Annotated in this window: 18 protein-coding genes and 1 pseudogene; 14 read left to right on the top strand and 5 right to left on the bottom strand. The window is 71.5% G+C overall.

The features are described from left to right. Positions 1-40: 40 nt before the first annotated feature. Positions 41-1,138: a MerR family transcriptional regulator gene (locus ACGF3J_RS35895; RefSeq protein ID WP_393855714.1), complete on the bottom strand. Its 1,098-nt coding sequence runs from the start codon at positions 1,136-1,138 to the stop codon at positions 41-43. Positions 1,139-1,529: 391 nt separating this feature from the next. Here ACGF3J_RS35895 and ACGF3J_RS35890 point away from each other — a divergent pair, with 391 nt between their 5' ends. The 3 genes from ACGF3J_RS35890 (at position 1,530) to ACGF3J_RS35880 (ending at position 4,650) form a co-directional block, all read left to right on the top strand. After that, positions 1,530-2,750 (top strand): lipase family protein, encoded by a 1,221-nt coding sequence (locus ACGF3J_RS35890; protein WP_393855705.1) that lies wholly within the window; start codon positions 1,530-1,532, stop codon positions 2,748-2,750. Between the two features lie 32 nt (positions 2,751-2,782). After that, entirely contained in the window at positions 2,783-3,817 is a 1,035-nt protein-coding gene (locus tag ACGF3J_RS35885) for a recombinase family protein (protein WP_393855704.1), read from the top strand. A gap of 92 nt (positions 3,818-3,909) precedes the next feature. Continuing rightward, positions 3,910-4,650, top strand: a complete 741-nt coding sequence (locus ACGF3J_RS35880) for a methyltransferase domain-containing protein (protein ID WP_161326194.1) — start codon at positions 3,910-3,912, stop codon at positions 4,648-4,650. Between the two features lie 73 nt (positions 4,651-4,723). Here the strand turns inward: ACGF3J_RS35880 and istB are convergent, their stop codons facing one another. Next, a complete protein-coding gene (gene istB / locus ACGF3J_RS35875) occupies positions 4,724-5,521 on the bottom strand; it encodes an IS21-like element helper ATPase IstB (RefSeq protein WP_161326193.1) in 798 nt (265 codons plus the stop codon). Further along, positions 5,518-7,154 (bottom strand): annotated as a pseudogene (gene istA, locus ACGF3J_RS35870) (IS21 family transposase). Before istA ends, istB begins: the two are co-directional and overlap by 4 nt. A gap of 532 nt (positions 7,155-7,686) precedes the next feature. On the opposite strand from istA, the gene ACGF3J_RS35865 reads away from it, so the two are divergent. Beyond that, entirely contained in the window at positions 7,687-8,508 is an 822-nt protein-coding gene (locus tag ACGF3J_RS35865) for an AfsR/SARP family transcriptional regulator (RefSeq protein WP_161326192.1), read from the top strand. A 33-nt stretch (positions 8,509-8,541) separates the two neighbouring features. On the opposite strand, the gene ACGF3J_RS35860 is transcribed toward ACGF3J_RS35865, so the two are convergent. Then, positions 8,542-8,766 carry a DUF6059 family protein gene (locus ACGF3J_RS35860; RefSeq protein WP_393855703.1) on the bottom strand — a complete coding sequence of 75 codons (225 nt, stop codon included), beginning with the start codon at positions 8,764-8,766 and terminating at the stop codon, positions 8,542-8,544. 735 nt (positions 8,767-9,501) lie between these two features. Here ACGF3J_RS35860 and ACGF3J_RS35855 point away from each other — a divergent pair. The 3 genes from ACGF3J_RS35855 to ACGF3J_RS35845 all read left to right on the top strand — a co-directional run bounded on the left by ACGF3J_RS35855 (position 9,502) and on the right by ACGF3J_RS35845 (position 13,445). Beyond that, positions 9,502-10,479, top strand: coding sequence for an SRPBCC family protein (locus ACGF3J_RS35855; RefSeq protein WP_393855702.1), 978 nt, complete (start codon positions 9,502-9,504; stop codon positions 10,477-10,479). A 97-nt stretch (positions 10,480-10,576) separates the two neighbouring features. Next, positions 10,577-12,388 carry an acyl-CoA dehydrogenase gene (locus ACGF3J_RS35850; RefSeq protein WP_393855701.1) on the top strand — a complete coding sequence of 604 codons (1,812 nt, stop codon included), beginning with the start codon at positions 10,577-10,579 and terminating at the stop codon, positions 12,386-12,388. 94 nt (positions 12,389-12,482) lie between these two features. Beyond that, positions 12,483-13,445, top strand: coding sequence for a 4'-phosphopantetheinyl transferase superfamily protein (locus ACGF3J_RS35845; RefSeq protein ID WP_161326188.1), 963 nt, complete (start codon positions 12,483-12,485; stop codon positions 13,443-13,445). 9 nt (positions 13,446-13,454) lie between these two features. Here the strand turns inward: ACGF3J_RS35845 and ACGF3J_RS35840 are convergent, their stop codons facing one another. After that, a complete protein-coding gene (locus ACGF3J_RS35840) occupies positions 13,455-13,922 on the bottom strand; it encodes a nuclear transport factor 2 family protein (RefSeq protein WP_161326187.1) in 468 nt (155 codons plus the stop codon). Positions 13,923-14,087: 165 nt separating this feature from the next. Here ACGF3J_RS35840 and ACGF3J_RS35835 point away from each other — a divergent pair, with 165 nt between their 5' ends. The 7 genes from ACGF3J_RS35835 (at position 14,088) to ACGF3J_RS35805 (ending at position 20,445) form a co-directional block, all read left to right on the top strand. Beyond that, a complete protein-coding gene (locus ACGF3J_RS35835; protein ID WP_393855700.1) occupies positions 14,088-15,575 on the top strand; it encodes an FAD-dependent monooxygenase in 1,488 nt (495 codons plus the stop codon). Positions 15,576-15,622: 47 nt separating this feature from the next. Beyond that, entirely contained in the window at positions 15,623-16,318 is a 696-nt protein-coding gene (locus ACGF3J_RS35830) for an antibiotic biosynthesis monooxygenase family protein (RefSeq protein WP_393855699.1), read from the top strand. Positions 16,319-16,422: 104 nt separating this feature from the next. Beyond that, a complete protein-coding gene (locus ACGF3J_RS35825; RefSeq protein ID WP_161326184.1) occupies positions 16,423-16,752 on the top strand; it encodes a TcmI family type II polyketide cyclase in 330 nt (109 codons plus the stop codon). 99 nt (positions 16,753-16,851) lie between these two features. Beyond that, entirely contained in the window at positions 16,852-17,127 is a 276-nt protein-coding gene (locus ACGF3J_RS35820) for a phosphopantetheine-binding protein (RefSeq protein ID WP_393855698.1), read from the top strand. Positions 17,128-17,140: 13 nt separating this feature from the next. Further along, entirely contained in the window at positions 17,141-17,926 is a 786-nt protein-coding gene (fabG, locus tag ACGF3J_RS35815) for a 3-oxoacyl-ACP reductase FabG (protein ID WP_393855697.1), read from the top strand. Between the two features lie 70 nt (positions 17,927-17,996). Further along, positions 17,997-18,938, top strand: a complete 942-nt coding sequence (locus ACGF3J_RS35810; RefSeq protein WP_393855696.1) for an aromatase/cyclase — start codon at positions 17,997-17,999, stop codon at positions 18,936-18,938. A 1-nt stretch (position 18,939) separates the two neighbouring features. Next, complete coding sequence (locus ACGF3J_RS35805; RefSeq protein WP_393855695.1) at positions 18,940-20,445, top strand: FAD-dependent oxidoreductase; 1,506 nt, start codon at positions 18,940-18,942, stop codon at positions 20,443-20,445. Positions 20,446-20,491: the final 46 nt, after the last annotated feature.

Here is a 20,491-nt window from a genome sequence, read left to right as displayed (position 1 = left end):
CGAGGAGGAGTAGCCCGGGTCAGTCCGGACCGTCGCCCATTCAAGCTATGAGCAGGCGGAGGCCGAGGTCTGCCGTGTCGAGGTGGGCGAGATCGCTGTTGCGCTCGGCCCATCGGCCGGAGTCGAGGTCGTCGCGGAGGTTTTGCACGGCCCGCCGCTCGGCGTCCGGCCCGACCCTCGTCCACACCGACATCCCACGGCGGACGTGCTCCTCCAGATACGCTCCCGGTCGGCGCCAGTACGCCTCGAACAGGCCGTCAGCGCAGTCCCACGGGATGGGCACCGGCTCAGCGCGGGCGCCGATCGCGTTGGCCATCCCCGCAAGTGAGGGAAATTCTGCAAGGACGGTGGCGAACTCGGGCAGGTAGTCGCGGGTAAGCCAGAACCGGTCCTGCCATCCGGGCTCGTCGGTGTCGAACGTCAGCACCACCACGCGGCGCGCCACCCGCCGCATTTCGCGCAGCCCCGCTATCGGGTCCTCCCAGTGGTGAACAGTGGAGACGGCCATGGCGACGTCGAAGGAGTGCTCCTCGAACGGCAGGCTCTCCGCGGCGGCGGCCACGCACAGCGCCGAGCCGGCAGGCCGCTGACGCCGCATGACCTCCGACGGCTCCACCGCGGTCACCTCGCGATCAGTCGGCTCGTAGGAGCCGGTGCCAGCCCCGACATTCAGCACCGTCCGCGCGTCCCCGAGCGCGCCCAGGATCTGTGCGGCGATCCGCGGTTCGGTACGCCGCGTTGCCGTGTAAGCACCGCCGATCACGTTGTACAGCCGTGCACCGAGCATCCCCAGTTGCTCCTCCGGTGTCACCTTCAGTCCCCTCGCCCGTGTCTCAAGTTCCCTGTCAAGGGCCGCCACCATGGCGTCAGCACGATCACGCCGCTCCAGCAGCAGGCCACGCAGCCGGCGCAGGTGCGCGACCGCGTCGGTGGAAGAGTCACCGACCAGTTCCGCAACCTCCCGTAGCCCGAAGCCCAGCCGCCGGTAGGCCAGCACTTCCCTCAGCCGCTCGACGTCACCCGCCGAGTAGGCCCGGTACCCACCTGCGGTCCGCGCCGATGGACGCACGAGGCCGATCTCGTCATAGTGATGCAGCGTGCGGACGCTCACGCCGGCCAACTCGGCCACGCGCCCCACGGTCCAGTGATCTTCCACGGCACCGACTATGCAGCCTGACGTCACGTGAGGGTCAAGAGCCTCACGCATGACCCGCAAGAGCCGACGCGGAGCCGTAGCCGCACGCCGCATCACTGCCAGAAACGGCCGTGTTCTCGTACAGCTACGGCGAGGTGGCGTGTAGCACTGCGTGACGCTTAGGTCTGCGGTCGAAGTGAGGGTCGGCAACTGAACATTCGAAACCTACCAGCGGGTTACTTGCTCCCCGGTCTCCGAGCCGGGATTACAGGGCCTGTCCCGAAGGGATAGGGCACCCCGGCATCCCCTACGGGCCCCGAGGGGGTTTTCCCCCTTTGCGGCCCGGGGGGTCGCTCCATGTCCCAGCGGAGCGGCCGACGGGCATGATCCATCCATGACTTTACGGCGAACACGTATCCGGATTCTGGCTGGTGCGGCGGTCCTCGGCAGTGTGTCCGCCCTGGTGACTCCGGTCTCGGCGGCGGCCGGCTCCCACAGTGAGCGGGTACAAGGCGGGGCTGTCGTCTCCGTCGAGCAAGCGGCCGACCTCACAGCCGAGGAAGTGGCCGGGGAGCTCCGGGGAAAGATCGACTCGTCCCAGGTCCGTCACGGCGTGACCGCCTATCGGGTCACCTACCGCACCACCGACAGCGCAGGCGCCCCCACGACCGCGAGCCAGCTCGTCGTCCTGCCCAAGAACGGGGCGCGCCACCTGTCCACCGTCTCCTGGCTGCACGGCACCACCGTCTACCGCAAGGACGTCGCCTCGGAGAATCCAAAGTCGAACGACCGGCTCGTCGCCCTGCTGTTCGCCTCGACCGGGCGGGCCGTTTCGGCGCCCGACTACGTGGGCCTCGGCTCGGGCGAAGGCTTCCACCCGTACGGTGACCCTCGGGCCACCGTCGCGGCCTCGGTGGACGGCCTGCGCGCGGCCCGGACCTTCGCCCACCGAAACGGCCGGGAGCTGAAGCGGAAGGTTCAGGTCAGCGGGTTCTCGCAGGGCGGCCCCGCGACCATGCTGGTAGGCCGGGCGCTTCAGCAGGAGGGCGCCGACCGCTACTTCCGGCTGGGGGCACTCGCCCCGGTCAGCGGCCCCTACAACCTCTCGGCCTTCGAGGCCGCCGCGGCCGACGACAAGATCGCCAAATCCGGCATCTACCTCGCCTACTTCGTCACCGCCTGGAACAAGATGTACGGCCTTTACACGTCACCCGGCGATGTCTTCCGCTCCCCCTACGACAGCAAGGTGGAGGGTCTCTTCGACGGCCATCACACCGCCGGGCAGATCGTCAGCGAACTCCCGGCGGCCTCCAAGGACCTGTTCACCGAGGACTTCCTGAACAAAATCCGCAAGCCCGACGGAGTCCTGAAGGACAAGCTGCACCCGATGGATAACACATGCGACTGGCGGCCGAACGTACCAGTGGAGATCTTCCACGGCCGGGGCGACAAGGACGTCGACTTCAGTCACGCGGCGTACTGTGCCGACCAGTTGACGAGGAACGGCGCCGCACGCCGGCTGACCGACGTCGGCGACCACGACCACAACGGATCGGTGCGGCAAGCCCTGCCCCGGATCGTCAGGTTCTTCGACGAGTCGGCGAAGACCAACTGAAGCACGCCACCGGCGACGGCTGAGAGCAGAGGATGTACGCGCAGCGGCGCGCCCGCCCGACCCATGCCTCCGCCGTAAGCCCGGCGCCAGTCACGCGAAGGACGCCGCGCTGTGGACCTCAGGGGTACGCGGGCCGGGCACCCTCGCGGCCCTGGCGGCCAGGTCCAGCTCCAAGCGGCTGTTCATATCCAGCTCGAACCGCCCGTAGGGGTTCACGTGCGTCCACAACAGCGGGGCCGCTGCCCTGCATGTACGACCCCAGCGGACCAGGTCGTCTGCTGTCCGCGTTCTTCGCCGCGATGGCGGAGACCGAGCGGGAGAACATCCGGGAGTCGACCCTCGAAGGGCTCGACGCGGCAGCCCGCAAGGGCAAGCACGGCGGCCGGCCGCCCGTCATCACCGACGACATGCATCACACCGTGCTGCGGCGCCGTACGAACGGCGATTCGGTCGAGCAGATCCAACCCGACCTGCAGCGTCCCGGCCGTCCCGGTCCCCCCGTCATCCTGGCTCTCCCGGCCCGTGCCGCTCCCCGGTCCTGGCCCTCCCGGCCTGTGCGGTGGCCCGCCAGGGGCGCAGGACGCGGCCGCAGGGCTGGGCCGCGGTCCCAGCCCGGTGCGGTTCGCGGCCCCCGGAGGCCCGGGCGCGGTGGTGCCGGCAGCCGACGCAGCCGGCCCGCCCGGGCCGTTGCGGGCACCGCCCCCTCCGCCCGGTTGCGGTGCAGCCCCCTCCGTCCGCCCGGATGCGGTGCCCGCCCTGCCCCTCCGTCCGCCGGTGAGCCGCTGGGCTGTGCTCCGCCGCCCCGGCAGGTCTTGCCCCCCTGTGGGCGGCGCCCTGAGCCCCGTACGGGGGAAAGCGGGCCTGGGAGGGGTGGGCCGTTCGGAAACAGAGGGCGACGCCGCCCGGGAAGGGGGGGCGATTCCCGCTGCCGGCCCACGAGCCGGCGCCCCCCTTTTCCCGGATTCCGGCTGCCGGACGGTAGGCGTGAACAAGAAGCCGGGCGCCGCGCGTTGGGTTTCTGGTTTCGTCAGTGGAAGCGGGCAACGTTTGTCGACGGTTTCGGGTAGCAGTTGGCGATCAGACAGCTCGAAAATGTCGATGAGAACTGACAACGCTGCGAGCTCTTCCCGGTGTCAGCGGGAAGCGCATACTGTGCGGTGTGGCGACTTACAACCGCATCGGTGCGACCTACGCTGACACCCGGCGACCGGACCCCCGAATCGCCGCCAGGATCCATCAAGCCCTCGATGGTGCCACCACTGTGATCAACGTAGGCGCCGGCACCGGCTCCTACGAACCGTCACACACGGTGTTGGCTGTTGAACCCAGCTCAGTGATGATCGCCCAGCGCCCAGCCGGATCCGCACCGGCCCTGGAAGCATCCGCGGAGTCGATCCCTCTCGCCGACGACTCGGCCGATGCGGCGATGGCCCTCCTGACCGTGCACCACTGGAGCGACCTGGAAGCCGGCATCGGCGAACTCCTCCGCATCGCCCGGCAACGGATCGTCGTCCTCACCTTCGACCCCGACATCAACCACAGGTTCTGGCTGCTGGAGGAGTACTTGCCCGAAGCAGCCGCGTTCGATGACACACGAGCCGTCGCGGTCGACCGTTTGTCCAGGTTGCTGGGAGGCGCGCGCATCGAAACCGTCCCCGTCCCGCACGACTGCACCGACGGATTCCTCGCCGCCTTCTGGCGCCGACCGGAGGCATACCTCGACCCGGAAGTGCGGGCCGGTATCTCGCTGTTAGCTCAGACCAGCGACGAAGTTCTCCAGCCGGGCTTGGCCCGGCTGTCAGACGACCTTTCCTCCGGCCGGTGGCACGAACGCCATGCCGACCTGCTCGATCGCGAAGCCCTCGATGCCGGCTACCGGCTTCTCGTGGCCGACCTGTAGAACCAGGCGAGCTGTCTGACTGCACACTCAGACCTGCGAGAAAGGGCCGGTCACGGCGGAGCGCCAGAGGTGATCAGTTCGCGGCGACGTCCTGCCCTTGGGCCGCCCTGGTGCTGGCGAGCCGGTAGGATTCGGTGCCGGTCTCGATGATGTTTCCGCCGAAGGTGAGACGGTCGACAATGGCCGCGCAGAGCCGCGGATCCGTGAACGTCCTGGTCCAGCCGCCGAATGACTCGTTGGAGGCGATGGCAACGCTGTTCTTCTCCTCGCGTTCGGTGAGCACCTGGAACAGCAGCTCAGCGCCCCTGCGGTCCAGCTCCATGTAGCCGAGTTCGTCTAGGCAGAGGAGATCGACGCGTCCGTAGCGGGCGATGGTCTTGGTCAGGACCTTCTCGTCCGCCGCCTCGACCAACTCGTTGACCAGCTTGGTGGCAAGTGTGTAGCGGACCCGGAAGCCGGCCAGGGCGGCCTCGGTCCCGAGCGCGATCAACAGGTGGGACTTGCCGGTGCCGGAGTCGCCGATCAGGCAGAGCGGCAGGCCCTTCTTGACCCACTCGCAGGTCGCCAGAGTGTGAATGACGGCTGCGTCGACGTTCCCGTTTGCCTCGAAGTCGAAGGCCCTCAGCGACTTCTCCCGCGGGAACTGCGCCGCCTTGATGCGCCGTTCGGAGCGTCGGCGGGCCCGGTCGTCGCACTCGGCCATCAGCAGTTCGGCGAGGAAGCCGCGATAGGACATCTGGTCGCGGGCGGCGGCTTCGGCCAGGTCGGGGAACTGGGCCCGGATAGTGGGCAGCCGGAGCATGCGGCATGCCTGGTCGACGGCGGCGGTCGCGGCCTGTTCGGTCAGCCCGCGGTGGCCTTTGAGTGTCACGGCATCTCTCCCTGGATGGCGGGGCGGTCGGCCGGCTGCCGGGCTCGCAGCAGCTGGTCGTAGGCCGCGACCGAGGGCAGCGGCCGGGTGTCGGGCGGAAGCTGGGCCAGCCGCCGCTCGGTCAGCGAAGTCACGTTCGTCCGTTCCGGCTCCGCAGGGACAACCGGAGCCGCGACCTCGTCAGCTTCGGCAGCCTTCCGGGCCTCCAGGGCGACGGCGTCCGCGGTCAGGGCGCCGGCCCTGAGCGCGGAGGCGAGCCCAGCGACCAGGTGCTCGTGGGGGACGTGGCGGCCCATCAGCAGGACCTCGATCAGGGCCCGAGTGCCGTCCCGCTCGCCGTGGGAAGCCTTCGCCGCCTCCCACCAGGCGTCATGAACGGGCGTGAACTTCCCTGCGGAACGTGCCTGTTCGAGGGCGGTGGCCCCGGGAAACGCTCCGGGCTTGCGGACCAGGGCTTCCAGGTAGTGGTCCAGATCCAGCCGGGCCTTCCCCTTGGCGATCAGCCGTTCATGACGGGCGACCTCCTGCTGGCCGTCGTAGACCACCAGCTCGGACGCGTGCAGTATCGCCCTCACCGTCCGCCCGATCAGCCGCACCGGCACCGAGTAGCGATTGGTGCGGACACTGACCTGGCTGAAGCGGTCCACCCGCAGGCTGAACAGCCGTCCCGTATCAAAGGGTTCGTCCGGTAACGGCTGCAGCAGCGGCCGTTCGACAGCGAAGTACTCGCTCACCGGCCGTGGCCGAGAGCCGATCCGGCGCCGTTCGTCGTCCTCGTCCCACTGCTCGATCATTGCGTTGAGCTCGGCGAGGGAGGCGACCTCGGGGACGGGGACCATGTGATTGCGGCGGAACCAGCCGATCTGCCCCTCCACCCCACCCTTCTCATGAGCGCCCTCGATGCCGGGCAGGCAATACGCAGCATCGATGCCGAAGTGCGACCGGAACGCGGTCCACCGCTCGTTCTCCACGCGGGAGCGTGAGCTCAGCACCCGGGAAACCGCAGAGCGGAGGTTGTCGTAGCGGACCTTGCCGGTCGGGACGCCGCCCAGCACGCTGAGAGCGTGGACGTGACCCTCAAGGAACGCCTCCTGGCCGCAGGAGGCGAAGACGCGGTGGACGGCCTTGCCCGAATACGACAAGCGCATCGCGAACACGAAGCAGGTGACCTGCTCACCGGCCAGGCGTACCTTCACGTCACCGAAGTCCACCTCCGCCTCGGCCCCGGCCGGTGGGACTGCGGAATGAACGCGTGTACCACCCCGCGGCTGGCCTCAACAGCGATCTGGGGCCGCCGGTCGGCGACATAGGCCCGCACCATCGGATAGGTCACCGCCTCCGCCCCATGCTCGTCCAGGAGCCGGTCGAAGATCCGCTTGACCGTGTGACGCTGCTTGCGCGGAGCATCCAGATCCGCTCGGAGCATCGCGTCGATCAACGGCTTATAGGCATCCAAGCGGGTCCCGCGCGGCCGCGGCTTCTTCCGGGCCTCCGGCCAGACCGACTCCAACGCGGCCTTCACCGTGCGAAATCCGACTCCGTACTCACGCATCAAGGCCCGGTACGACATCCCTGCCCGAGCGTCACGGCGGATCGCCGCGTACAAGTCGACCTTGGATTTCGGTGGCGCCATCGCAGCCTCATCCCGCAGAGCACGTCAATGCTCCCACCGCAACCCCTCAAGCGTTGCCAGAACTCACAAACATCGCCCTCCGGCGAAACACGGCGTTCTCGGCCCTGAGCGACAAGTGGTGTCGGATTCCGTCAACAGAACCAGGTTTCCCTGTCCGGCCGCCGCACCCTCACGCCGCCTTTCCCGGTGTGGCCGCCCCGCCCGGCCCGGGCGAGGGGTAAAAGGACGGCTCCGTGCACGGGCCCGCACAACGGGGGGCCGCTCCCGCTTCTCGCAGAATTCGAAAAGAAGGGGGGGCGTGCCGCGCATGCGGCAGGAACTGCTGGGAGAGGGGCCGCAAGGATTCCGCTCGATGACTCCTCGACGAAGGGGCCGGCGGGCGGTTGCGGCGGGATACGGCGGGCCTCGTGCATCCGTCGTGGGGTAAGGACAGCGGGCCCCCGCGTGGCGCAATATCGACCGAGCCTCGGGCACCGGTTCGAACGCCGGCTCAAAAGCCGAGTCCAGTTGTCGAGGTACGGGGAAGGAAGCCATGGAGATTCGTGTTCTGGGTCCGCTGAGTGCCGACGTCAACGGGATGTCGATCGTTCCGACGGCCGGGAAGCCGCGCCAGATCCTGGCCCTGCTCGCGCTCTACCCGGGCCGGGTCATGCCCGTGCCCACGCTCATGGAGGAGATCTGGGGCACCGAACTGCCCCAGAGCGCCCTGACCACCCTGCAGACCTACATCCTCCAGCTGCGGCGCCGGCTCGGTACCGCGATGGGGCCCGGCGCCCCGGGCACCGCCAAGGACGTCCTCGCCACCCGGCACGGCGGCTATCTGCTGCAGATACCGGCCGAGGCGGTCGACGTCCACGCCTACGAACGCCTCGTCGCCGAGGGCCAGCAGGCCTTCGAGGACGGCGAGGACGAACGGGCCGCCCGCACCTACCGCGCGGCGCTCAGCCTGTGGCAGGGGCCCCCGCTGGTCGACGTTCCCGTCGGCCCGGTCCTGGAGATCGAGGCGATGCGGCTGGCGGAGAGCCGCCTCGTCACGCGCGAGCGCCGCATCGACGCCGACCTCAGGACCGGCCGGCACGCCGAAGTCACCGCCGAACTCACCGACCTGATCGCCCGCCACCCCGAACACGAAGGGCTGCACTCCCAGGCCATGGTGGCGCTCTACCGCTGCGGGCGGCAGGCCGCCGCGCTCGACGTCTACCACCGGCTGCGCCGGCGCCTGGTCGACGAGCTGGGCGTGGAGCCCTCACCGCAGCTGCAGCGGCTGCACCAGGCGATCCTCGCCGTGGACCCCCAGCTGGACCTGGCGTCCGGGCCCCGGCGCACCTCTACCTTCGACCTGTACGCGGCCTGACCCGGCGACGGCCCGGCGGCTGCACCGCGTCCGTCAGCGTGCCGGGCCGATGTCCTTCAGCAGCGCACGCTCCAGCGCGGTCAACGGCACGTCGGGGCGCAGGCGTTCGGGGTGACCCGGCGCAGGCGCGTCCACCAGGCGGCTGTCGGCGCGGGCCGTCTCGCCGGCGAGCTGGACGGCGCCGACGGCGACCATGGACTGCCAGACAGTGGTGGCCAGGGCGCGGGACAACCGGAGCAGACGCCGGGCGATCGTCATCGAGGGTCCCCCTTTCGGTCGGCGGATCGTCGTGCCACTTCGGTCAGGCTGGAAGCGGCCCCTCGAGGATGGTCTGACGTCCTCTCGACTCCCAGTCGAGCGTTCGGTGACCCGGGCCGGAGGCCCCCGCGCAGTGACGGCCGCGGGGGCCGGTGTTCCGTGACCCGACGTGGTGTCACCCGCTGCGGGAAGCGCCCGTGGGGCGGAAAACTCCGGGGGCGAGCGGCCGGGCTCTGGGCCGGTAACGGTGTGGGCGGCGGGGGAGCGGCCGGGTTGTGGGCCCGGTGCCGGTGTGGCGTGGCGGGGGAGTGGCCGGGCTGTGGGCCGGTGCCGGTGTGACGCGGCGGCGGGGCGGGGGAGTGGCCGGGTCCGGTCGTGGGGTGCGCAGAGCGCCCGGACGAGCGGCCGGGCCGGGTGCGGGTGCGGGGGCGGTGTGGCGGGGCGTCCGCCCGGTGCGGGTGTCCGCCCGGTGCGGGTGTGCGGACACCGGTGTGCGGCAGCGGTGCCGCAGGGTGGGGCGGGGAGGTCGTGCCCTGATCGATCCGGCGTCCGGCGCGGTCGTCGTGCGCGGGGGCGTCTCGTGTTCCACTGCGGAGTCCAGCGGTGTTCGAGAAGCGGACGAGTCGTTCTCCACCGGGTCAGGACACAGTCCATGGCGAGCCTGTACCAACGGGCGGGCGGCGTCCACGGCGGCCCGTCCCGCCTTCCGGACGCCGAGACGAGAGAGGTGTGGGGATGTATCTCGCGCCTGTGCACCGTATGGCCCAGCACGCGGAGGTCGACGCCCCCGCCGGCGTGCTCTACGGCCTGATCGCCGACGCGCTGCGCTGGCCCGTGTTCCTGCCGCCGACCCTGCACGTCGAACAGCTCGAGTTCGACGGTGAGTCGGAGCGGCTGCGGATGTGGGTCACGGCCAACGGCGAGGTCAAGTCCTGGACCACCCGACGTGTCCTGGACCCGGTGGCGCACCGGGTCGACTTCCGCCAGGAGGTGCTGCCCCGGCCGGTGACCTCGATGGGCGGCAGCTGGAGGGTCGAACCGCGAGGCCCCGAGCGCTCCCTGGTCATCCTCAGCAACGACTTCACCGTGACCGACAACGCGCGCGCCGACGTGGACTGGGTGAAGAGGGCCACCACCGCCAACAGCCGGGCCGCCCTGGACAACCTCCGCCAGCTCGCCGAGCGCTGGCGCCGCCTCGACGACCTGGTCCTGTCCTTCGAGGACGCCGTGAGCGTCGACGCCCCCGTCGAGCCGGTCTACGACTTCCTGCACCGGTTCGGCGACCGGCCCGACGCGGTACCCGGCGCGAAGGGGATCGACATCGCCGAACGCGGGCCCGGCGTGCAGCTGATGACCGTAAAACTCGACGGCGCCGACGGGAGTGCGCGGACGACGGAATCGGTACGGATCGGGTTCCCGCACGCCGGGCGCATCGTCTACAAGGACATCAGGGACACCGAGGAGCCGGCGCTGCTCGCCGCGCACACGGGGGAGTGGTCGGTCGAACCCAACCCCTGGGGCGCGGGGGTCACCGTCGTCGCGCGCCACCACGCGGTCCTCGACGAGGACGGTGTCCGTCAGCGGTACGGCGACGGCGGCCACGCGCTACGCCTCGCACGCAAGGCCCTGCGCTCCCGGCTCGCCCGACAGAGCGGCGTCGCGCTGCGGCTGGCCAGGGAGCACGCCGAGCGCGCGCCGGCCCGCCGGGCCTGAGCCGCCGCCTCGTGCCGGCCGCACCCCTCCCGCTCATCGCGCTGTTCTTGCCCCCCCTTTTTGCCCCCGCCGGACGGGCCGACGTTGGAGGTCGCACGTGAACGACACTCTCACCGCGGGCCGGGGCACGACCGCGGCCGCGGGTTTGGCCGCTCACACCCGGCTCCCACGGGTCTGCGCTGACGCAGCCGCCCGGGCCCGGGACCTCGAGGACCTGCTCGGCGACCCCTTCGACGACGGCAACCCGCACGGCCAGCAGGCGCTGCTCGCCGCCGACGAACGGCGCGAGGCACCCGCCGCCACCGAAGACCTGCTCGGCCGCTTCGAACTGGCCGCCGAGTTCGTGCCCACCGTCCTGGGCGGCCGCTTCACCGGCGTCGAGGCACTCACCCAGGTGCTGCGGCCGGTCTTCCGCAGGGACGTCGCGCTCGGCTTCGGCGCCGGGGTGACCGCCCTGTTCGCGGCGTCCGTGGTGTGGAGCGCGGGCGACGAGCGCCAGCGCCGGGACACCGCGTCGCTGCTGCTGGGCGGCGGCCGGATCACGATCCTGCACCGCGAGTTCGCCCACGCCAACGCGATCCTGCGCGGCGAGTACACCGCACGGCCCGCGCCCGAGGGCTACGTGGTCGACGGCCGCAAGGACGTCGTCATCAACGCCGACCGCGCCGACACCTTCGTCGCCTACGTCCGCACCGCGCCCGGCGACGGCCCGGACAGCCACTCCGTGTTCCTGCTGGAGACCGGCAGACTGCCGGCGCACGCCGTGCACCGGCTGCCCCGCGCCCGCACCCACGGCATGCGCGGCGCCCACTACGCGGGGCTGCGCCTGGAGGACTGCCCGGTGCCCGCCGACGCCCTGGTGGGAGAGCGGGGCGAGGGCGTCAGCCTCTCCCTGCGCACCTTCCAGGTCAGCCGGGCGCTGGTGTCCGGCGGTGCTCTGGTCGGCGGAATGGACAGCGCGCTGCGCTACGCCGTGCGGGCCGTCAGCGAGTCCCGGCGCGGCCTGACACTGCGCGGGCGCCGCGGCCGGGTGCTCGCCGGAGTCTTCGCCGACCTGCTCGCCTGCGACAGCCTCGCCGTCACCGGTCTGAGGCTGCTCGACCTGGCGCCCCAGCACGCACTGGTTCCCTCCGCCGCCGTCAAGTACGCCGTGTCGGCACTGCTCCACGAGGACCTCGACGAACTCGCCGCGGTACTCGGCGCCCGCGGCTACGACACCGGCCCCGCCTACGGCGGCTTCCCCAAACTCGTGCGCGACCTGCCGGTGGCCGGGCTCGGACACGCCGGCACCGCCGACACCCAGGCCGTCCTCGTCCCCCATCTGCGCACCCTCGCCCACACGGCCCGCGACGCAGACAGCGGGCAGGAAGCACCCGGCGCCCTGTTCACCCCGGGTGCCGGGCACAGCACGCTCGACTTCACACGGCTCGACGCCAAACCCCGCGATCCGCACAGCGGCTGCGACGGCCTGCTCGCCGCACTGCCCCACGCCGCCGCCCGCCTCGACGGCACCCGGGACCGCGGCCCCAGGTGGGCCGCGCTCGCCGACCTCGCCCGCGCCTTCGCCGCCGAGGTGCACAGCCTCGCCGAACGGTGCGCCGCCCTCCTGGAGCGCCCGGACACCGGGGCGCTCGCACCGGCCGCCTACGTCCTCGTCGACCGGTACTGCCTGCTGCTCGCGGCCGCGTCCTGCCTCGGAGTCCGCGAGAACGCCGGCCCCGCCACCCCCGACGGCCACCTGCTCGCCGAGCCCGAGTGGGCGCTGACCGCCCTGACCAGGTTCGGCCGCCGCCTGGGACTGGACGTGCCCGACCTGCCGGACGGCGTCACCCAGGAACTGGCGGCCCATCTCGTGGACCGCTACCGCGACGGGCGCAGCTTCGACCTCTACGGGATGCGGCTCGCGTGAGACCCAGGCCCGGCAGAAACGATCCGGCCCGGAATGCCGGCCGGCCCGGGAGCCGGCCGCCGGGCCCGCAGGACGACGCTGGGAGGCGAACACCATGAACCACAGGGAGCCTGTGGCCGCACGCGGCGACGACGGCCGCGTCACCGACGACATCGACACCCGTGACGCCGTGGGCGTCCTGGGCACCCTGCGGCGTCTGAGCGCACTGGGCGCCGCCGCCACCGCGCACGGTCGCGCCGTCGCACCGCCCGTGCACATCCCGCGCCCGGACAGCTCCTGGCTGCGCATACGCGAGGACCTCCTGGACCGCGGGAGAACGGTGGCGTACGCGACGTGGACCGAGTGGTTTCCCGCGGTGCTCACCACGCCGCGCCTCAAGGCGCTGCTGGGGCGGGACTGGAACCGCTACACCGGCACGAACGACCCCGCCGTCCGCAGCCGGTTCGCCGCCTCCCGGCTGCTCATCAAGTACACCGCGGCGGCCGCGCTCGGCATCGGGCCCGAGGACATCGACATCGCCTACCGTCTCGGCGGCCGCCCCTACCTGCGCGGCCTGGACCAGGTGGAGGTCGCGCTGACGCACACCGGTGAACTGATGGCCGTCGGGATCAGCCGGATGGGCCGGATCGGACTGGACGCCGAGTGCGCGGACCGGCGCTTCGACCTGGACCTGATGCTCGGCCGGATGTGCACACCGGCCGAGGTGGCCGAACTCGACGCGCTGCCCGCGCAGCACCGGGCGGCGTGCGTGCTGCGGCTGTGGACCCTGAAGGAGGCGTACACCAAGGCGCTCGGGCAGGGCATGCGGCTCGCCTTCACCGAGTTCGGCTTCGGCCTCGCCCCCGGCGGCCTGCGCACCCCCGACGGTGCCGCGGCACTCGGCGAGGAGTGGGCGTTCGCCACCCATCCGGTGCTCGGCCGCTACCTGATCAGCGCGGCCTGCCACGACGCCGGGCTCGACCCGGCCGGGGACACCTCGGTCACCACCATGCTGGACCCGCGCCTGCTCACGGCGATGACCCCGCCCGGGCAGCAGGGCCCGGCCGTGGACATCTGAGCCGCGGGATCAGCCCCGTACGGGGGGCTCGCCCTCGGTGAACAGGACCCGGAACGACAGCTCGCCGATCCGCCACCCGGCAGCCGTCCTGCGGGCCTCGCCGGAGGCGAGCGTCCCCGCACGAAAGAGCGGCGGCCGGTCCCCGCCCGGGTGGTGCACGTGCGTGGTCAGCACGTTGGCGCGGAAGACCGCGCTGTCCCCGGTGACGCTCACCACCGCCGGCGAGCCCAGGTGCTGGGTGCGCGCGAACGCCGCGAGCGAGGCGCGGTGCCACTGGGCGAGTCCGGCGCACCCCTGGTGGCGGCTCATCGGGAAGGTGACGGCCGCGTCCTCGGTGAACAGGCTCCGGGCCCACGCGTCGTCAAGCTCCTCGTCGTCGAGCGTCACCAGATAACGGCCCACGAGTTCGGCGACCACTGCGGCGTCCGCGGAATCGGCGGCCGCGGCCGGATCGGCGGGCAAGAAAGGGGAAGTCACCGCTCGAGCATGGCGCCGGGCGCGGCGGGCGGACCAGTCCCCTGCCAGAGATCTGACATTACCGGCGAAGTTCTGTCATGGATTGCGCAAATCCTGTACCGGACTCGCTTTACCGTTCCTCCATGGCCCGGCAATACTCATCAAACACCAGTCGGAAGAGGGAAGATGGACACCTTTGACGCGGACGTGATCATAGTAGGAGCAGGGCCCACCGGACTCATGCTCGCGGGCGAGTTGAGTCTCCATGGAGTCTCCGCCCTGGTCCTGGACCGGCTTGCCGAACCCATCAAGGAATCCCGCGCCCTCGGCTTTTCCGCGCGCACGATCGAGGAATTCACACAGCGCGGACTCATATCCCGGCTCGGTGATGTCGACGTCATTCCGTTCGGTCATTTCGGTGGAGTGCCGCTCGACTACCGGGTCCTTGCGAACGGCTCGTACGGAGCCCGCGGAATCCCCCAGTCGCGCACCGAGGGCATGCTCGCCGGCTGGATCGCGGAGCGCGGCGTCGAGGTGCGCCGCGCAGTGGAGGTCACCGGCGTCGAACAGGACGACGACGAGGTCCGCGTCCACGTGGCCACCGCCGAGGGCACCGGCACGCTCCGCGCCCGCCACGTCGTCGGCTGCGACGGCGCCCGCAGCGTCGTGCGCACCAGCGCCGGCATCGACTTCGAGGGCACCGCGCCCACCGTCGAACTGCGCTTCGCCGACATCGCCGGCGTACAGCTGCGCCCGCGCTTCAGCGGCGAGCCGGTGCCCGGCGGCATGGTCATGGTGCTGCCGCTCGGTGCGGACCGCAGCCGCGTCATCTACTACGACCGCGCGCAGCCGATGCGCACCGGCCAGGGCCCGATCACCTTCGACGAGGTCGCCGAGGCGTTCCACCGCCTGTCCGGCGAGGACATCAGCGGCGCCACACCGCTGTGGGTCTCCTCGACCACCGATGTCAGCCGGCAGGCCACCCAGTACCGCAAGGGCCGCGTCTTCGTCGCCGGCGACGCCGCCCACATCCACCTGCCGATCGGCGCCCAGGGCATGAGCGCCGGCATCCAGGACGCCGTCAACCTCGGCTGGAAGCTCGCGCTGGACGTCAAGGGCCTGGCCCCCCAGGGGCTGCTCGACAGCTACCACCTGGAGCGCCACCCGGTCGCAGCCCGCATCCTCGCCAACACCCTCGCCCAGCGCACCCTTTACCTCGGCGGCGAGGAGGCAGCGCCGCTGCGGCAGGTCTTCGCCGAGCTGGTGCGGCACCAGGAGGTGCAGCGCCACCTGGTGGGCATGGTCACCGGGCTCGACATCCGCCACGACGTCGGATGCGACCGCCACCCGCTGCTCGGCCGCCGCCTGGAGGACAGGCAGGTCACCCGGGACGGCGTGAAGCAGGGCGTCCTCTCCTTCCTGGAGCCGGGCCGCGGCCTGCTGCTCGACCTCACCGGAAGCCAGGAGCTGCGTGCCGCCGGCCGGGGCTGGTCCGACCGCGTGGACACCGTCACCGTGCAGGACGCCGAAGACGGCTACGGCCTGGGCGCCGTGCTCGTCCGTCCCGACGGCTACATCGCCTGGGTGGGCGCCGGAGGTGAGGGACCGGCCGCCGGTGCCACGGGCATGCCGCTCACCGACGCGCTCGCCCGCTGGTTCGGCCCCGCCGCCTGACCGGACCTGTTGACCGCACCCACGTATCTTGAGGAAGCGAAAAAGCCATGCCGATCATCTCCGCCGAGGACAACTACCTGACCGTCCTCAACCTGTTCACCACCGACACCCCCGAGCACCAGGAGCAGCTGCTCACCGAGATGGGCAAGATCGTCGACGCGGCTGCCTACGAGGGATGGATCTCCTCGACCGTGCATGCCGGGCAGGACACCCCCGGCACCGCCAACCTGATCCAGTGGCGCAGCGGCGAGGACCTGGAGAAGCGTTACGACGGCGACGAGTTCAAGCACCGCACGCTGCCCGTCTTCCGCGAGATCACCACGGCCATCCGGCTGCTGCAGAACGAGATCGTCTTCTCCCAGACCCACCCCGCTCCCGGCGGCCGCGTCGAGGTCTCGCCGGGGCGCGACGACTACACGGCCATCGAGGTCCACCGGGTCGCCGAGGCCGACCAGGCCGAGCTGGTCAAGCTCCTGGGCGAGGGCCAGCAATGGCTGGTGAACGTCCCCGGCTACCGCTCGCACAGTGTCTTCAAGGGGCTGCGCGCCATGTTCGTCGAGGGCGCCTTCGCCGTCGTCTACTCCCAGTGGGACAGCAAGGAGAGCTACGAGGCGTTCCGCGACCTGCCCCACGCGCGCAAGCCCAAGCCGCGGCAGACCAACGACGAGCGCATCGCCGAGCTGCAGACCGCGTGCGACGCGAACACCTACCGCGTCGTGCACACGCGCGCCGCAGGCGAGTAACCCGGCCCGCGCACCGGGTGGCGCGCGCCGGCCCCACGGGTGCCGGCCGCCGGCCGGCACCCGCGCCCCGCGCACCCCAACGGACCCGCCAAGGAGCGAGAACTATGCACAGCACGCTGATCGTGGCCCGCATGGCGCCCGGCTCGAGCGCGGACGTCGCCGACCTGTTCGCCGCGTTCGACGCGACCGACATGCCGCACCGGATGGGCACCCGGCGGCGCCAGCTGTTCGCCTTCAACGGCCTCTACTTCCACCTCCAGGACTTCGACGAGGACAACGGCGGCGAGCTGATCCAGGGCGCCAAGGACGACCCGCGTTTCGTGCGGATCAGCGACGACCTCACACCGTTCATCGACCCCTACGACCCGGCGACCTGGCGCTCCCCGGCCGACGCCATGGCACGGCGCTTCTACCGGTGGGAGGCGTCCGCCTGAGCGGACGGCACACCACCGGCGGGCCGCCGGCCGGCCGGTGCGCACCACACAACGATCAGCTGGGGCGCGCCACCGCCCCGAGACCGAAGGAAGCACCCCATGGCCAGTACCCAGTTCACCCTCGACGACCTCCGGCGCATCCTTCGCGAGGCCGCGGGCGCGGACGAGAACGTCGACCTCGACGCAGACATCCAGGACACCACGTTCGCGGTCCTCGGCTACGAGTCCATCGCGCTGCTGGAGACCGGCGGCCGCATCGAGCGCGAGTACAACATCGTCCTGGACGACGACGACCTCGGCGACGACCTCACGCCGCGCGACCTGCTCGACATCGTCAACGCCCAGCTGTCCCCCTCCGGGGCCCGGGCCGCCTGAAAGGGAGCACCCCATGTCCGACTCCACCCGCAGGGTCGCCCTCGTCACCGGCGCGACCAGCGGCATCGGCCTGGAGGTCGCCCGGCTGCTGGCGCAGCAGGGACACCAGGTGTTCATCGGCGCGCGCGACGCGGACAACGTCGCCCACACCGTCAAGGCGCTGCGCGAGGAGGGCCTCGACGTGGACGGCCGGCAGCTCGACGTCCGCGACGCCGCCTCCGTCAAGGAGTTCGTGCTCGGTGCCCTCGCCGCGTTCGCCACCGTGGACGTGCTCGTCAACAACGCCGGCCGCTCCGGCGGCGGTCCCACCGCGGACATCACCGACGAGCTGTGGAACGACGTCATCGACACCAACCTCAACAGCGTGTTCCGGATGACCCGTGAGGTCCTGACCACCGGCGGCATGCGCGCCAAGGACCGCGGCCGGATCATCAACATCGCCTCCACCGCCGGCAAGCAGGGAGTCGTCCTGGGCGCCCCCTACTCGGCCTCCAAGCACGGCGTCGTCGGCTTCACCAAGGCCCTCGGCAACGAACTCGCGCCGACCGGCATCACCGTCAACGCCGTCTGCCCCGGATACGTCGAGACACCGATGGCCCAGCGGGTGCGGCAGGGCTACGCCGCGGCGTACGACACCAGCGAGGACGAGATCCTCAAGAAGTTCCAGGCCAAGATTCCACTCGGCCGCTACTCCACGCCCCAGGAGGTCGCGGGCCTCGTCGGCTACCTCGCCTGCGACACCGCGGCGTCCATCACCGCCCAGGCACTCAACGTCTGCGGCGGCCTCGGCAACTTCTAGGCCGCCCACCCACCGGGAGCCCGCGCTCCCGCCGCCCGCGCACAGCCGGTACCACCGAGGAGAAGCCGTCATGACGACTCGTGAGGTCGAGCACGAGATCACCATCAGCGCGCCTGCCGCCGCCGTCTACCGTCTCCTCGCCGAGGTGACCAACTGGCCGCGGATCTTCCCGCCCACCATCCACGTCGATCGCGAGGACAGCGGCGGCGGCCAGGAACGCATCCGCATCTGGGCCACCGCCAACGGCGAGCCCAAGACCTGGACCTCGCACCGCACCCTCGACCCCGGGGCCCTGCGCATCACCTTCCGCCAGGAGGTGCCGGCACCGCCGGTCGCCGCCATGGGCGGCACCTGGATCGTCGAACCCCTCGACGAGGGCACCTCACGCGTCAGGCTCCTGCACGACTACCGGGCCATCGACGACGACCCCCACGACCTGCTGTGGATCGAGCGGGCCGTGGACAAGAACAGCACCAGCGAACTGACCGCGCTCAAGGAGAACGTCGAGCGCGTCCACGCCGCCGACGCGCAGGAACTGACCTTCTCCTTCACCGACACCGTCACGATCCACGGCTCGGCCAAGGACGCCTTCGCCTTCGTCAACGAGGCCGGGCTGTGGCCCGAGCGGCTGCCGCACGTGGCCCGGGTCCGCTTCACCGAGGACACCCCGGGCCTGCAGGAACTGGAGATGGACACCCGCGCCAAGGACGGCTCCACGCACACGACGAAGTCCTACCGGGTCGTCCTGGGCCACCACCGCATCGCCTACAAGCAGGTCACGCTGCCGGCCCTGATGACCCTGCACACCGGAGTGTGGACCTTCGAGGAGACCGAGGGCGGTACCACGGCCAGCTCCCAGCACACCGTCACCCTCAACACCGACAACATCGCCCGGATCCTCGGCCCCGAGGCAACCGTCGCCGATGCCCGGGCCTATGTGCACGGCGCGCTCAGCACCAACAGCCTCGCCACCCTCGGCCACGCCAAGGACCACGCGGAGCGGAACCGCTGACATGGCCGGCGCCCCGCACCCGCACGGCCGGCCCTCGCACACCGGGCCCGCCGAGACGCTCGACACCCAGGTGATCGTCGTCGGCGCGGGCCCCGTCGGCCTGCTGCTCGCCGGTGAACTGGCGCTGCGCGGCATCCAGGTGACCCTCGTCGAACGGCGCCACGGCCCGACCACCGAGTCGAGGGCCTCCACCCTGCATGCCCGCACCATGGAACTGCTGGACAGCCGGGGTCTGCTCGCGGACCTCGGCAGCCCGCCGTGCGAGCCGCGCGGTCACTTCGGCGGCATCCCCCTCGACCTGACCCTGCCCGGCCCCTACCCCGGACAGTGGAAGGTGCCGCAGACCAGGACCGAGGCCATCCTGGAGGAGTGGGCCCTCGGCCTCGGCGCCGACCTCAGATGCGGCCACACCCTGCACGCCGTGCGGGACCACGGCTCCCACGTCGAGGCGGCCGCCACCAGCCGCCACGGCACCCGTGTCACCCTGCGCGCCGCCCACCTCGTCGCCTGCGACGGCCAGGACTCCACGGTGCGCCGCCTGACCGGCGCCGATTTCCCCGGCACCCCGGCCGCCCGCGAGCTGCTGCGCGCCGACGTCGAGGGCGTCGACATTCAAAACCGGCGCTTCGAACGCCTCCCCGGCGGCCTCGCCGTCGCCGCCCGCAACCGGGCCGGCGTGACCCGCGTGATGGTGCACGAGTTCGGTGCCGCGGTCCGCGAACGCGCCGGCGCCCCCCACTTCGACGAGATGGCGGCCGCCTGGAAACGCGTCACGGGGCAGGACATCACCGGCGCCACCCCGCTGTGGGTGGGCCACTTCGACGACGAGAACCGGATCCTGGCCCGCTACCGGCACGGCCGCGTCCTGTTCGCCGGGGACGCCGCCCACCGGCAGATGCCCATCGGAGGCCAGGCACTCAACCTCGGCCTCCAGGACGCCTACAACCTCGGCTGGAAACTCGCCGCCGCCGTCGACGGCACCGCACCCGCCCCTCTCCTCGACACCTACGACACCGAACGCGCCGCCGTCGGCGCCGCCGTCCTCGGCAACATCCGGGCCCAGGCCCTGCTGCTGCTCGGCGGCCCCGAGGTGGAAGGGCTGCGCACGGTCCTCGCCGAACTCGTCGCCCACGAGGAGGTGCGTGCCCCTCTCGCCGCAATGATCAGCGGCCTCGACGTCCGCTACGACGTCGGGGGACCCGAGCACCCACTGCGGGGAGCGCGGCTGCCGCACATGCGGCTGCGCGTCGGCGAGACCGTCTGCACCACGGCCGAACTGCTGCGCTCCGGGCGCGGGCTGCTCCTGGGGCTCGGCGCCCCGCCACCGCGGCTCGACGCCACCGCGGCCGGCCGTGTCGACACGGTCACCGCGCACCCGGCCCCCGGCTCACCGCCCGAACGGACACCGGCCCTGCTGGTGCGGCCCGACGGCCACGTCGTCTGGGCGGGCGGCAGAGACGGCAACGGGCTCGCCGAGGCGGCCGGGCGGTGGTTCGGCATTGCCTGAGCCCTCGTCCCCCAACCGCAGACCTCCCGTCCTCGCCGCCCCCCCC

Source organism: Streptomyces sp. NPDC048171, assembly GCF_043202655.1.
In the GTDB taxonomy this organism is placed as follows: Bacteria; Actinomycetota; Actinomycetes; order Streptomycetales; family Streptomycetaceae; genus Streptomyces.
The sequence above is the reverse complement of the archived record's forward strand: the minus strand, read 5'-3'. Positions and strand labels throughout refer to the sequence as shown.